The organism is Salinirubellus salinus (assembly GCF_025231485.1).
GTDB lineage: Archaea > Halobacteriota > Halobacteria > Halobacteriales > Haloarculaceae > Salinirubellus > Salinirubellus salinus.
Map to the genome: position 1 here is coordinate 894665 of NZ_CP104003.1, position 13522 is coordinate 908186.

At 68.6% G+C, this 13522-nt stretch carries 12 protein-coding genes; 5 read left to right on the forward strand and 7 right to left on the reverse strand.

Translation table 11 applies throughout. From position 1 onward, the window contains the following. Window positions 1-38: 38 nt before the first annotated feature. A complete protein-coding gene (locus N0B31_RS04975; RefSeq protein ID WP_260594738.1) occupies window positions 39-473 on the reverse strand; it encodes a halocyanin domain-containing protein in 435 nt (144 codons plus the stop codon). Window positions 474-560: 87 nt separating this feature from the next. On the opposite strand from N0B31_RS04975, the gene N0B31_RS04980 reads away from it, so the two are divergent. After that, entirely contained in the window at window positions 561-1619 is a 1059-nt protein-coding gene (locus tag N0B31_RS04980) for a DUF7350 domain-containing protein (protein WP_260594739.1), read from the forward strand. 1 nt (window position 1620) lies between these two features. Here N0B31_RS04980 and N0B31_RS04985 read toward each other — a convergent pair whose 3' ends face one another. From N0B31_RS04985 to N0B31_RS05000, 4 genes are all read right to left on the reverse strand, one after another. Continuing rightward, window positions 1621-2367, reverse strand: coding sequence for an RNA methyltransferase (locus tag N0B31_RS04985; RefSeq protein WP_260594740.1), 747 nt, complete (start codon window positions 2365-2367; stop codon window positions 1621-1623). Window positions 2368-2560: 193 nt separating this feature from the next. Continuing rightward, complete coding sequence (locus tag N0B31_RS04990) at window positions 2561-3085, reverse strand: DUF8114 family protein (RefSeq protein WP_260594741.1); 525 nt, start codon at window positions 3083-3085, stop codon at window positions 2561-2563. Between the two features lie 65 nt (window positions 3086-3150). Continuing rightward, entirely contained in the window at window positions 3151-4032 is an 882-nt protein-coding gene (locus tag N0B31_RS04995) for a beta-keto acid cleavage family enzyme (protein ID WP_260594742.1), read from the reverse strand. A 61-nt stretch (window positions 4033-4093) separates the two neighbouring features. After that, window positions 4094-4900, reverse strand: coding sequence for an enoyl-CoA hydratase/isomerase family protein (locus N0B31_RS05000; protein ID WP_260594743.1), 807 nt, complete (start codon window positions 4898-4900; stop codon window positions 4094-4096). A 144-nt stretch (window positions 4901-5044) separates the two neighbouring features. Here N0B31_RS05000 and N0B31_RS05005 point away from each other — a divergent pair, with 144 nt between their 5' ends. Then, window positions 5045-6865 carry an acyl-CoA dehydrogenase family protein gene (locus tag N0B31_RS05005; RefSeq protein WP_260594744.1) on the forward strand — a complete coding sequence of 607 codons (1821 nt, stop codon included), beginning with the start codon at window positions 5045-5047 and terminating at the stop codon, window positions 6863-6865. A 162-nt stretch (window positions 6866-7027) separates the two neighbouring features. On the opposite strand, the gene map is transcribed toward N0B31_RS05005, so the two are convergent. Next, on the reverse strand, window positions 7028-7918 hold the full coding sequence (gene map / locus N0B31_RS05010; protein ID WP_260594745.1) for a type II methionyl aminopeptidase: 891 nt from the start codon (window positions 7916-7918) through the stop codon (window positions 7028-7030). 194 nt (window positions 7919-8112) lie between these two features. On the opposite strand from map, the gene N0B31_RS05015 reads away from it, so the two are divergent. Together N0B31_RS05015 and ppk1 are read left to right on the forward strand one after the other, a co-directional pair. Continuing rightward, the gene (locus tag N0B31_RS05015; RefSeq protein ID WP_260594746.1) at window positions 8113-8868 is read left to right on the forward strand and encodes a metallophosphoesterase family protein; all 756 of its coding nucleotides are present in this window, start codon (window positions 8113-8115) and stop codon (window positions 8866-8868) included. 96 nt (window positions 8869-8964) lie between these two features. Beyond that, window positions 8965-11124, forward strand: coding sequence for a polyphosphate kinase 1 (gene ppk1 / locus N0B31_RS05020; RefSeq protein WP_260643959.1), 2160 nt, complete (start codon window positions 8965-8967; stop codon window positions 11122-11124). 12 nt (window positions 11125-11136) lie between these two features. Here the strand turns inward: ppk1 and N0B31_RS05025 are convergent, their stop codons facing one another. Beyond that, entirely contained in the window at window positions 11137-12015 is an 879-nt protein-coding gene (locus N0B31_RS05025; protein ID WP_260594747.1) for an isoaspartyl peptidase/L-asparaginase, read from the reverse strand. A 179-nt stretch (window positions 12016-12194) separates the two neighbouring features. Between N0B31_RS05025 and icd the strand changes: the two genes are divergently transcribed. Beyond that, entirely contained in the window at window positions 12195-13454 is a 1260-nt protein-coding gene (gene icd / locus N0B31_RS05030; protein WP_260594748.1) for an isocitrate dehydrogenase (NADP(+)), read from the forward strand. Window positions 13455-13522: the final 68 nt, after the last annotated feature.

Here is a 13522-nt window from a genome sequence, read left to right on the forward strand (position 1 = left end):
CGCCTCGCTGATAAGTGTAGCCCCCCCAGATAGACGTACTACTCCGGGACGGCCCGGACACCGCCCTTCATCCCGAGCGACCGGTGTGGTTCGCAGAAGTAGCGGTACAGGCCCACCTCCTCGAACGTGTACTCGAAGGTGGTGCCGGCCTCCTGCTGGAGTTCGCTCTCGAAGGCTCCGCCCTCGTCGACGACGTTGTGGAGGCCGCCCCGGCCGGTCCACTCCCACGTCACGGTCGTCCCGACGGTCACGCGGATGGCGGGGGGTTCGAACGCCAGTCCGTCTTCACCACCGACGGAGACGCTCACCGCCGTCTCGCCGGTCAGGTCGGTCTCCCCCTCGTAGTTACCCACGCCGTCGAACCAGTCACCGTAGGGGTCGTCCGGACTCTCCCCACCGCCGCCATCGCCGCCCCCGAGACACCCGGTCAGCGGGAGCGTCCCCGCGAGGGCGAGGTACGTACGTCGTCGCATACACCCACGTGGGCGAGGGTCGGTGTTAGGCGTTGCACCTTCGATGGACGCCACAACGGGTAAGCCGTCGGACACCACTCTGTCGGTATGCGACGGCGGACACTGCTCCGAGTCGCGGGTCTCGGCGGCGCGGTGGGCGTCCTCGGTACCGCCGGGTGTCTCGACAGAGGCGGGGCGGGCGACCGCGGCCCCGGGACGCCCCCGCCCCCGCTCGAGGACCCGCCCACCGCCGTCTACCGCCCGTCGAATGTCTCTGGCACGCGACTGGTCGGGGTCGCCGACGACGGTCCGTTCCGGTTCGGGCTCCTCTACTCGCTCCCGAGCCGGTTCTGGGAACTCGTCGGCCAGACGGGCTACCGCCGTGACCCCACGCCCGAGGACAGCATCCACCTGATGGCGACGGTCTGGGACCCCGATTCGGGTGTCGTCCTCCCCGAGGTCGGGCTGACGACGGAGGTCAGACGCGACGGCGACCTCGTCACCGAGGAGGCGGTGTACGCGATGCTGTCGCAACGGCTCGGGTTCCACTACGGCGACAACTTCGCGCTCCCCGGCGACGGCGAGTACACCGTTCGGCTCCGGGTCGGTGGCCTTCAAATCCGGCGGACCGGGGCGTTCGCCGACCGGTTCGCCGACCCAGCGACCGTGGAGGTACCGCTCCAGTTCGAGGCCGCCGACCGGGCAGGGCTCGAACGCCGGCCGGTCACGGACGCCGGACGCCCCGGTGCCGTCGAACCATCGCCAGTCGTCGACGTGCCGAACGCCGTCGCACGGTCCCCGTCGGCGCTCCCCGGCACCCACCGGGGGCAGGTCCGCACGGGCGATGCGGTGCTGGACGTGCTGTCACTCGACGGGGAGGCGGCGGCGCAGTTCGAGGCCGAGACCTACCTCGCGGTGGTGGTACGAACCCCGTACAACGGGATGGTGTTGCCCGCGATGGGGCTCCGGGTGACGCTCGACGGTGCCGAACACCGGCTGCTCCGGACCGTCGACCCCGATCTCGGGTACCACTACGGCGTGGCCGTCGACGACCTCCGACCGGGGGCTCGACTCACCCTCACCACGACGACACCGCCGCAGGTGGCGCGTCACGAGGGGTACGAGACCGCGTTCGTGGAGATGCCGCCCGTCTCGCTCACGCTGTAGTCTACGGTCTGTCCTCCTCGTCGACGAGCCGTTCGGGGTGTTCGAGGAGCCCCGACGCCCGGCGGAAGAGTCCGCGGACCGTGCTCGTCTCGCGTCCGGTTGGGTGGGCCCGCCCGAGGAGGCGTCGCCAGAGTCGCATCGTCTTCTCGCGTTTCTCGACGGGGTGGTTGACGTTCGCGAGGAACCGTTCCAGCTCCTCGTAGAGCCCCTCGAGCTCCGGCTCGCTGGCGCGCTCGATGGCGTCCGGGAGTTGCGTCTCCGCGACAGTCACGTCTCGGAGCTCGTACAGGACGATGGTCGCGGCCTGCCCGAGGTTGAGGACGGGATAGTCGGCGCTGGCCGGGATGGAACAGACCTCGTCGAGTCGGGCGAGTTCGTCGTTGGTCAGCCCCACGCGCTCGCGCCCGAAGACGACGCAGGTGTCGGTCTCCACCGCTCGCAACGAGTCGGCCAGTTCGACGGGCGTGACGAACGGGTATCGGACGTGCCGGCGCTCGTCCTCGTTCGTCACGGCTGTGCAGCCGACAGTGTGGAAGTTCTCGACGAGGTAGTCGAACCCGACCTCGCGGGCGTTCGGCAGGACGTCCTCGCGGGCGTGCCCGGCGAAGCCGTACGCCTCGCCGTCGGGGTCCAGTTCGGGGGGGTCGACGAGGTAGAGGTCAGAGAGGCCGAAGTTCTTCATCGCGCGGGCGATGGTGCCGACGTTGCCGGGGGTCTCGGCGTCGACGACGGCGACGGCGATGCTCATAGGCCAGCTACCCGTCGGGTGGGCAAAAGCGGCGCGGACCACAGGCGCGCCGTGCTGGACTCACACGGGTGGCGAACAGCCGGTACGTGTCGTCTCCCACCGGGAGTACCGGACTCCCGCCTCGACCCGGGTGGGACGGTGCTCACCGCACGAGCGGTCTGGTCCCGGCTTCCGTGATGAACGTTCGCCGCGGTCAGATGTCGAGGTCACTGAAGTCCGCGCCGAGCGCGTCGAGTTCCTCGTCGTCCATCTTCTCGAGTTCCTCCTCCAGCGTCGGCATCTCGACGTCCGGGTCCGGTTGCGGAACCGAGTCGGGGTCCGTGTCGACGTGCTCGACGCCGCCGTAGCCCTCCGGCGCTCGGCCGCCGTCGGCGAACCACTCGTGGAACGCGTCCTGGAACTCGTCAGTCCCGCGGTACTCGCTCCCGCCGGCCTCACGGAACCAGTAGAGGAAGTCACGCTCGTGCTGGTTACAGAGGACCACCTCTCCGAGCGGCTCCCCGTAGACGACACGGGCGACCTTGCACCGCTCGATGTTCTCGTCGCCGTGGACGAGCCAGCAGGCGTCACAGGGGTTGCCGGCGACGACGGTCAGTCGGACGAGCCGTTCCCGCGTCTCGTCGGACATCTCGTGGACGGGGCGCATCTCGCCGTCCTCGTCGAACACCTCGTCCTCGTCGAAGCGCCAGCCACGGAGCGCGATGGAGACCTTGCCCATACCCGCCCTACCGGTTCGGGGGCTAAAAGCGGCGCGTCACGGCGCCGTGAGGCGACCCGCACCGGTCAGCGCTCGATACCCATCATCTCGGCCGCCTCGTCCGGCGTCGCCGGTTCGCGCCCGACGTTCCGGCTCATCTCGGCGGCCTTCGCCACGAGTTCGGGGTTCGTCGACATCTCCCCGTTCGGGAGGTAGAAGTTGTCCTCGAGACCGACGCGGACGTTCCCGCCCATCGCCAGCGCCGCCGAGACCAGTTGCCACTGGTCACGCGAGATGCCGATGACCTGCCACGTCGCGTCGTCCGGTAACTGCCGGACCTGGTGGGCGAGGTTCTCCACCGTCGGTGGGATGCCGCCGAGTACGCCCATCACGAGCGAGAAGTCGATGGGTGCCTCGAGTTCGCCGTTCTGCACGAAGGGCCGGATGTTCCCGACGTGACCGGTGTCGAAGCACTCCAGTTCCGGCTTGACGCCGTTCTCCCGCATCGTCGTCAGGAACTCCCGGATCTCGTTGAACGGGTTCTCGAACACCATGTCGAAGACGAAGTCGTCGCGCGACTCGCTGTACTTCGCGTAGTTCATCGACCCCATGTTCAGCGCCGCGATGTCCGGCTGGACCTCGCGGATGTACTCCAGTCGCGTCTCGACGGGTTCGTGCAGCGCGCCCGTCGAGAAGTTGATGAGGATGTCCGTTCGGTCGCGCACCTCGTCGGAGATGCGCTGGTAGACGTCCGTGTCGAACGTCGGACTCCCGTTCTCGGTGCGGGCGTGAATGTGCGCGATGGCGGCCCCCTTCTCGCGGGCGGCGGCCGCATCCTCGGCTATCTCCTCGGGCGTGTACGGGATGGCCTCGCACTGGTCGCGGGTCGTGAGCGCGCCCGTGAGCGCGGCGCTGATGACGGTCTTCTCCGGGTGGTTCCCCTTGATGGACTCCTGGTCTATCGGCATGGTGGTGTGTCGTGGTGTCGTGTCTCTGGTGGCTGGTCGGCGAACGATGCTCTGCGGGCGGTCAGCGGCCCTTCCACTCCGGGTCCTCGCCGGTCAGGAAGGCGTTGATACCCTCCTCGGTGTCCTCAGACATGGCGATGAGCGCGATTATCTCGCGCATGTACGAGAGCGCCTCGTCGAACCCCATGTCGCGCTGCGTGTAGAACGCCTCCTTCCCCATCTCGATCATCACGGGCGAGGAGGAGGCGAGGTCGTCGACCAGCGTGTCGAGTTCGTCCTCGAACGCATCGTCGGCGACCACGTCGGTGGTGAACCCGATCTCCTGTGCTTTCTGCGCGGGGATGTGCTCGCCCGTGAACAGCAACCGGAGGCCCTGCTTCTCGTTCACCGTGCGCATGATGGGGACGAGCGCCTGTGCGGGGAACAGCCCGATGTCGACCTCGGGCGTGCCGAAGGTGGCGGACGCGGTGGCGAGGACGAGGTCACACGAGGCAGCGAGTCCCATCCCGCCCGCGAGGCAGTAGCCCTCGACGGCGGCGACGACGAGGGCGCCCGTCTCCGTCATCTGCTCCATCAGGTCGGCGAGCCCGGAGAACCCCGCGCGGTAGGCCTGCGCACCCTGTCCGAAGGAGGAGGCCATCGACTTCAGGTCACCGCCGGCACAGAAGTTCCCGCCCGCGCCGCGGACGACCACCACGCGCACGTCGGACTCGTCCGCGTGGTCGAGGACCGCCCCGAGCCCGTCGAGGACGTTGTCGTTGAGCGCGTTGCGCTGGTCGGGCCGGTCGATGCTGGCCCGGAGGACGAGGCCGTCGTCCGAGACCTCCACGGCGAGGTCCTCGTTCGAGAGTTCGTGGGTGTCCGCCATGGGTGTGAGTGATTGGCACTCCGAAAGAGCGTTTCGGAATCGGTGAAACGATAAACTCGTTCAATCTTTTACACCGCGGGTGGCGTGGTCCCACCGCCTCGGACCGAACCGACGATTTATGTCCGTCGTTTGCAACCACCCCGTATGGACGACGGCCCCATCGACTACGGCCAGTACGAGCGGGGGAGCGACTGCAACTACTGGGACCTCGACGGCACCCTTCGCTTCGAGGCCGAACGGCTCTACCCGGACGACGAGTTCGAGTGGGCCGAACCGGTCCTCCGCGACTGGGGGGAGGCCATCGGCCACCGTCTCGCCGCGGCCGCCGCCGAGGCCGACCGGACCGGGATGGAACTGCGCACCTACGACCGGGACGGCGAGGTGGCCAACGAGGTGAAGTACCCCGCCGAGATCGAGGAACTGGAGTGGACCGCCTACGAGGAGTTCGGGCTGACCCACGACGCGTTCCACGCCCCGCCGGGCCGCGACGAACCGCTCGGCCTCCAGCACACCCTGACGATGCAGACGTTCCTCTCGTTCGTCGGCGCGGGGTTCGTCTGCCCGGCTTCCATGACCACGGGCGCCGCCATCGTCCTCGACAAGTACGACGACGGCTCCCTGCAGGCGTACCTCGACGGCCTCACCGCGCGCAACCACGAGGACCACATCGAGGGTGCGATGTTCCTCACGGAGAAGCAGGGCGGGAGCGACGTGGGCGCCAACGAGGTGCGCGCGGAACCGCAAGACGACGGCACCTACGAACTCTACGGCGAGAAGTGGTTCTGCTCGAACATCGACGCACAGGGCGCACTCGCGCTCGCTCGCACCCCGGACGCCCCGGAGGGGACGAAGGGGCTCTCGCTGTTCCTCGTCCCGCGCGTGAAGCCGGACGGGGAAATCAACGATTCCCTGTTCCGCCGTCTGAAGGACAAACTCGGGACCCTCAACGTCCCAACGGGGGAGATAGAGTTCCGGGGCGCCGAGGCGTACCTCGTCGGGGAGGAGGGGGCCGGCTTCAAGTACATGGCCGAGATGATGAACTTCGAGCGCCTGACGAACGCCACCGGCGCCGTGGGCATAATGGGACGGGCGCTGCTGGAGTCGAAGGTCCGGGCCGCCAACCGCGAGGCCTTCGGGAACCCCATCCAGGAGTACCCGCTGATGCAGCGCGACCTCGTGGAGATGACGGTCGATTACGAGGCGGCCGCGGCGTTCACGTTCGCTGCCACCCGGTTCTACGACCAGTACACCCGCGAGGAGGGCGAGGCCGCCGCGAGCGACGTCTCCGACGAGGCGGCGTTCAGACTGATGCGCCTGCTCGTCCCCGTCGCGAAGTACAAGACCGCCCGGATGTCCGTCGACACCGCCTCCTACGCGATGGAGGTGCTCGGCGGCAACGGCTACGTCAACGGCTGGGCCACCGAGCAACTGTTCCGTGACGCGCAGGTCCTCCCCATCTGGGAGGGCACCTCGAACATCCTCTCGCTCGACGTCCTCCGGGTGCTGAACCGCGAGGCCGCACACGAGGCACTCATCCCGTGGGTCTCGGACCTGCTCGAGGTCGAGCACCCCTACCTCCAGTCCGTCGCCGCGGACGTGCAGGACCGCTTCACGCAACTGCAGGAGGCCCTGCTCACCCTCGCCACCGAGGACGAGGACTACGCGCAGTACCACGCCAAGCGCCTCGCGGACCTCCTGTTCGACGTGGTCTCCGCGGCCGTCCTCGTCGACGAGGCGCAGGACGCTCTCGACGCGGCCGACGACGCCCGGAAGGCCGTCGTGGCCCGGTCGTTCGTCGACTCCCGCTTCGGCGACGACTACGCCTACGGCGTGAAGTCCGGCGACCGCTCTGGTATGGAGGAGTTCGACGTGGTGGCCCGGTACGCCCGGAAGGACCCGGCGGACCTCGACGTGGCGGACGGCGAGGAGAGCGAGGAGACGGCGCCAGCCACGGACGACGACTGACAACCACTTTCTACACCTCCTTCGGCGCTCGCGGAGCGAGCGCCTCGGTCGGGCAAAAGCGAAGGCGTACGCTGGCCCGAGATTCCCGTGGGGGCAGGCGTTGGTTCTGCTGTCGCAGGGGAGTGCCGTCCCTTCTCTACAGAGAACTGAAGGCGAAGAGCCCTACCGCGAACGCGTCGTTATGTCGCACCCGTCCTCGGTCACGATGATGGTGTGTTCCTTCTGGCTCACGAACTTCCCGTCGGCCTCCTTCAGGACGGGGTAGCCGTGGACGATGTTCTTCTGCTTGAGGCGGCGCAGCGCCATCTCCGCGCGCGGAGTGTCGAGCCACCGGGTGGCGAACGGGAGCGTCTTGAACTCCTCGACGATGGTCTCGAGGGCCTGCCGGGAGGCCCGGTCGCGGACCGACGCCTCGCGCTCGAGCGAGTAGATCTGCTCGTCGCTCCCCTCGTGTACCTTCCCGCCGCCGTCCGTGGCGAACGGCTCGATGGCGACCACGTCGCCGACCTCCAGTTCGACCCCCTGCGAGACGGCGCGGTTGGGGATGTTCGGCGAGGTGTGTTGCTCCCAGTGGCCGAGTCCGTGGCCGGTGAGATTGACGACGGGGTTGTAGCCGTAGCCGTCGATGACGTCCTCCACCTCGGCGCCGATGTCGCCAGTCTGGACGCCGGGTTCGACCACCTCGAGGGCCGCTTCGAGGGCCTGCTCGGCCGCCTCGACGAGCTCCGTCTGGCCGGTGAAATCAACCGTGACGGCGGTGTCCGCCAGCCACCCGTCGATGTGGACGCCGATGTCGAGTTTCACCATCTGCTCGCCGACGGTGCGCTCGTCGCCGGGAGCGGCCGCGCCGTGGGCCGCTTCCTCGTCGACACTCACGTTCACCGGAAACGCCGGGGTCCCGCCGAGTTCGCGGATGCGGTCCTCCGCCCACTCCGATATCTCGAGGTAGCCGGTCCCCACCTCGAGTCGTTCTGCGGCCTCGTCGCGCACCTGGGCCAGGATACGCCCGGCCTCGCGGTGCTTCTCGTACTTGGCGTCGTCCAGCGCGCTCATTGGGCCGGGGTTCGCCCCTCCCGGTCAAAGGGGTTGCGTCTGTCACTCCGCCCCTCGCGCACGCCGCGGTCGTCCCGGGGCGCGAGCGGAGCGACGCCCGAACTCGCGACTATCGAGACCCTGAGCGTGGTATATAGTGTCGAACGTAGAGGTCCTAGAAATCGCTTAACGTGACCACGGCGTCGGAGCAGCCAATGCAGACGGAGGTATCCGTCCGGGAGGCCGACTCGAAGGCGACGGCAGAACACGGCAGACTCGCCGACTCCGACCTGTCGCCCGAGGTTGCACCGCTGCACCACCGTGTCGACGCCGACGCGTGGGACGACATCTTCCTCGTCGGCGACGTCCACGGGTGCATCACCGAACTCGAGACGCTCCTCGCCGAACTCGAACCGACCGACGACGACCTCGTGGTCTTCGTCGGCGACCTCGTCCGGAAGGGGCCCGACTCCGCCGCGGTGGTCGAGCGCGTCCGCGAGGCCCAGAACTTCCGCACCGTCCGGGGCAACAACGAGCAGAAGTTCGTCGACGGGACGAAACACCGCCCCGAACTCGAGCCTCATCAGGAGTGGTTCGAGGCGCTCCCCGCGGCCATCTCGTTCGACGATGTCCTCGTCACCCACGGCGGGGTGGATCCGCGACGACCGCTCTCCGAGCACGGCCTCTACGACCTGCTCGAGACCCGCGCGGTCCCGCCGGAGAACGGCTACGACGGCCCGTTCTGGTTCGAGATCCACGAGGCACGCCCCCGCGTCTTCTTCGGCCACACGGTCCTCGACGCGCCCGTCGTCACCGACGGTGCCGTCGGGCTCGACACGGGCTGTGTCTACGGTGGGGAACTGACCGCCTACGACTACCGGGCCGACGACCTCGTCAGCGTCCCGGCCGAGCAGACCTATCGGGACCGCGCCCAGCGCAAGATTCTCGACCTCCCGGCGATTCAGGCCTGAGTAGTGACCGACCAGGAGGAGACCACGGCACCGGACGAGCCACCGGCCGACGACGTCATCAGCGACGGCTCGCTGGCCGACGGCCGCGCCCGGTACCTGCAGTGCGAACCGCACCCAGAGAGCGGTGCCACCGTCGACCTCTCGGACCCGTCGCTCTACCTCAACCGCGAGCTCTCCGAACTCGCGTTCCACCAGCGGGTGCTCTTCGAGGCCCTCGACGACCGGAACCCCCTGTTGGAGCGGGTGAAGTTCCTCGCCATCCTGACGAACAACCTCGACGAGTTCTTCATGAAGCGTATCGGTGGGCTGAAACAGCAGATCGAGGCCGAGGTGAGCGAACTCTCGCCCGACGGCCGGACGCCGCGAGAGCAGTGGGCGGCCTCGCTCGAGACCTGCCGCGAGATGTTCGAGACCCAGTCGGCCTGCTACCACGACGCGGTCCACGGACTGTTGGGGGAGGCAGGTATCGACATTCTCGGGCACGAGGACCTGACCGACCGGGAACGGGCGTCGTTGCGGTCGTACTTCGAGACGGACGTGCTCCCCACGCTGACGCCGCTCACGTTCGACCCGGCGCACCCGTTCCCGTTCATCTCGAACCTCTCGCTCTCGCTCGGGGTCCGGACCCGGCGCGAGGGTGAGGTGCCGAAGTTCTCCCGCGTCAAGATCCCGGAGAACCGCCCCCGGCTCGTGCGCATCCGCGAGGAGTGGACGGACCGAGCCGACGGCCGCGAGCGGTACGTCCCCCTCGAGCGCGTCGTCGCTGCGAACCTCGACCTGCTGTTCCCCAACGTCGAGGTGCTCGACCACACCACGTTCCGTGTCACGCGGAACGCCGAGGTGCGCCGGAACGAGGACGTCGCCGAGGGGCTCATCGAGATGATCGAGGGCGTCCTCCGCGAGCGCCGGTTCGCGACCGTCGTCAGACTCGAGGTGGAGGCCGGCACGCCCGAACCGGTCCGTGACCTCCTGCGCGAGCAACTGGACGTGGACGAGCGGGAGGTGTTCGAGCGGCCCGCCCCGCTGGACTTCCGTGACCTGATGCGCCTGGTCGAACTCGACCGCCCGGACCTGAAACTGCGGGAGTGGCGGCCACGGCTCCACCCCCGCCTCCAGCCGAATGGCGATGACGACGACGAGGAGCGTGGCCTGTTCGAGGAGGTCCGCCGGGGGGACGTGCTCGTCCACCACCCGTACCACTCGTTCGAGGGGACCGTCCAGCACTTCTTCGAGGCGGCCGCCCACGACGAGGACGTCCTCGCCATCAAGGCGACCATCTACCGGACCGCACACGACTCGCAGGTCATCGAGTCGCTCATCGAGGCGGCCCGCAACGGCAAGCAGGTGGCGGTGATGGTCGAGTTGAAGGCCCGCTTCGACGAGGAGAACAACCTCCGGTGGGTCCGCCGTCTGGAGGAGGAGGGCATCCACGTCGCCTACGGGACCATCGGGCTGAAGACCCACACCAAGACGGCGCTCGTCGTCCGCGACGAACCCGACGGCGTCCAGCTCTACTCCCACGTCGGCACTGGCAACTACCACTCCCAGACCGCCAAGACGTACACCGACCTCGGACTGCTGACCGCGGACGAGGACGTCGGGCAGGACCTCACCCGTCTGTTCAACTTCTTCACCGGCCACTCGATGCACGAGGAGTACCGCGACCTGCTGGTGGCCCCGGGCAACATGCGCGAGCGGTTCACGGCCCTCGTCCGGCGCGAGGCCGAGCACGCCGCCGCCGGCCGGGAGGCACGCATCGTCGCGAAGATGAACTCGCTCGAGGACCCCGCGATGGTGGCCGAACTCTACCGTGCCTCGATGGCCGGCGTCGACGTCGACCTCGTCGTCCGTGGCATCTGTCGGCTCCGCCCCGGGCTGGAGGGTGTGAGCGAGAACGTCACCGTCCGGTCGGTCGTCGGGCGGTTCCTCGAACACTCCCGCATCTTCCGGTTCCACGACGACGGCGACCCGGCGTACTTCATCGGGAGCGCCGACTGGATGACCCGGAACCTGGACCGCCGGGTGGAGGCCGTCGTCCCCGTCGAGGACCCCACCCTGCGTGGGGAACTGGACGTCGTCCTCGAGACGCTGCTGGCCGACAACCGCAAGGCGTGGGAGATGGACGCCGACGGCAACTACGAGCAGGTCAGACCGGGCGACGACCCGGTCGTGAACACCCACGAGGTGCTGATGTCGCGGGCCGAGCGCCACGCGCTCGCCGGCGACCGGAGCGGCTTCCCGCACCTCGAACGGTAGGCCGAGCCACGCTCAGTCGTCGCTGGCGACGGCCGTCTGCATCGCCTCGCTGTTGTACGCGCTCCCGTGGGCGCCGTCGTTGCTCATCACGATGACGCCGGCGTCGCTCCCGGTGAGGTCCTCGAACTCCTCGATGGCGAGGGTGGCGGCGTCCTGCGGATCCCGGCCCCGTTCGAGGTGGTCGACGGCCCGACGGGCCAGCGTGACGCGGGCGATGTCCTCGCCGGCCCCCGTCGCGCTCGCGCCACCCAGCCGGGCGCAGTAGAACCCCGACCCGACCTGCGGCACGTCGCCGACCCGCCCCGCGAGCGCACACCAGCGACCGCCCGTGGACGTGGCGGCAGCCAGTCGGTCACCGTCTCGAGCGACGGCGCCGACGGTGTCGTGGCCCCAGCGACCGTCGCCATCTCCGCCGAAGCGCTCGTGCACGAACTCGAGGTGCTCGCGGGTGTCGAAGGACTGGGGGGCGTCCGCCTCGGCCCACCGTTCGCGCGAGGCGTCGCTCCAGAGGTCCACGTCGGTCTCCACGTCGAACGCCTCGGCGAGGTCGACGGCGTGGACCCCCGAGACGAGGACGTGTGGGGTCTCCTCCTTCACGACCCGCGCCACGTCGACAGCGTGTTCGACGCCGGGCATCGCGCTGGCCGCGCCCACCTGCCGGTCGTCGGTCATCAGGCCGGCGTCGGTCCGGACGACGCCGTCGGACTGGACCGCCCCGCCAGTCCCGGCGTTGAACCTCGGGTCGGCCTCCAGCACCCGGACGGCGGCGACGACGGCGTCGGTCACGCGCTCGGTCGCGGCCCCCGCCGCAGCCGCCTCGTCGAGCACGCCCTGTCTCTCCTCGGGCTCGTCGACGGGGCCACCGGCCCCGCCGTGGACGATGAGTTGCACGGCCGCTACCACTCGACCCGCCCGTTTGAACGCTCCCCTCTGTCCACGGCTCTCACGGTGCTCGGTACAAGAACGCACCGTTGATGACCGGCCGAACGGGGAGTAACCCTCACGGTCGTTCGTGCAACTCTTGCCGAGAGAGCGGAATCCCTTTGACGGAGACGGCTGAATCCGACGATATGGCTTACCAGCAGGTCGAAGTTCCCGAGGCTGGCGAGAAGATCGAGGTGACGGACGACGACGAACTCGTCGTCCCGGACGAGCCCATCATCCCCATCATCCACGGAGACGGCATCGGGACCGACGTAGGACCCGCGGCCCAGACCGTCCTCGAAGCCGCCGCGCAGGCGACGGGTCGTGACATCCACTGGATGCGCGTCTACGCCGGCGAGTCGGCTCGCGAGCGCTACGACGGCGAGAACCTCCCCGAGGACACGCTGGCGGCGATGCGTGAGTTCAAGGTCGGCATCAAGGGCCCGCTCACGACGCCCGTCGGCGCCGGCTTCCGGTCGCTCAACGTCGCGCTCCGCAAGAAGCTCGACCTCTACACGAACGTCCGCCCCACCTACCACATCGAGGGCGTCCCCTCGCCCGTGAAGGCCCCGGAGAAGATGGACATGGTCTCCTTCCGGGAGAACACGGAGGACGTCTACGCCGGCATCGAGTGGGAGGCCGGTACCGAGGACGTGGAGAAGGTCAAGGCGTTCGTCGAGGACGAGATGGGCTTCGACTCCACCATCCACGACGGCCCGGTCGGCATCGGCATCAAGCCCATCACCGAGTTCGGGACCAAACGGCTCGTCCGCAAGGCCATCGACTACGCGCTGGAACACGACCGCGACTCCGTGACGCTGGTCCACAAGGGGAACATCATGAAGTTCACCGAGGGCGCGTTCCGTGACTGGGGCTACGAGGTCGCCGAGGAGGAGTACGGCGACGAGGTCATCACCGAGGACACGCTCTGGAACGAGCGCGACGGTGAGGCTCCCGACGACGCCGTGGTCGTCAACGACCGCATCGCCGACAACATGCTCCAGCAGATCCTGACCCGTACGGACCAGTACGACATCCTCGCCCTGCCGAACCTCAACGGCGACTACCTCTCCGACGCCTGTGGCGCCCAGATCGGTGGCCTCGGCATCGCCCCCGGCGCCAACATCGGCGACGGACGCTTCCTCGCCGAGCCGGTCCACGGCTCTGCGCCGAAGTACGCCGGACAGGACAAGGTCAACCCCTCGGCGCTCATCCTCTCGGGCCGCATCATGCTCGAACACATGGGGTGGAACGACGCGGCCGACCTCGTCCGCGACGCCATCGAGGAGACCATCCGCTCGAAGAAGGTCACCTACGATATCCACCGACAGATCGAGGGTGGCGAGAAACTCGCGACCAGCGAGTTCGCCGAGGAGATCGTCGAGAACATCCACTCGCTCGCCTGACGGCTCCCACCTCGAACACCGGTTCTCGCTTCTCCCGACACGGCCGCTGGGGAGTGTACCTGCCCACG

Excerpts from the sequence above, each read along its gene's own strand:
- N0B31_RS04975 (WP_260594738.1), bottom strand. The coding sequence starts at position 473 with ATGCGACGACGTACGTACCTCGCCCTCGCGGGGACGCTCCCGCTGACC.
- N0B31_RS04980 (WP_260594739.1), top strand. The coding sequence starts at position 561 with ATGCGACGGCGGACACTGCTCCGAGTCGCGGGTCTCGGCGGCGCGGTG.
- N0B31_RS04985 (WP_260594740.1), bottom strand. The coding sequence starts at position 2,367 with ATGAGCATCGCCGTCGCCGTCGTCGACGCCGAGACCCCCGGCAACGTC.
- N0B31_RS04990 (WP_260594741.1), bottom strand. The coding sequence starts at position 3,085 with ATGGGCAAGGTCTCCATCGCGCTCCGTGGCTGGCGCTTCGACGAGGAC.
- N0B31_RS04995 (WP_260594742.1), bottom strand. The coding sequence starts at position 4,032 with ATGCCGATAGACCAGGAGTCCATCAAGGGGAACCACCCGGAGAAGACC.
- N0B31_RS05000 (WP_260594743.1), bottom strand. The coding sequence starts at position 4,900 with ATGGCGGACACCCACGAACTCTCGAACGAGGACCTCGCCGTGGAGGTC.
- N0B31_RS05005 (WP_260594744.1), top strand. The coding sequence starts at position 5,045 with ATGGACGACGGCCCCATCGACTACGGCCAGTACGAGCGGGGGAGCGAC.
- map (WP_260594745.1), bottom strand. The coding sequence starts at position 7,918 with ATGAGCGCGCTGGACGACGCCAAGTACGAGAAGCACCGCGAGGCCGGG.
- N0B31_RS05015 (WP_260594746.1), top strand. The coding sequence starts at position 8,113 with ATGCAGACGGAGGTATCCGTCCGGGAGGCCGACTCGAAGGCGACGGCA.
- icd (WP_260594748.1), top strand. The coding sequence starts at position 12,195 with ATGGCTTACCAGCAGGTCGAAGTTCCCGAGGCTGGCGAGAAGATCGAG.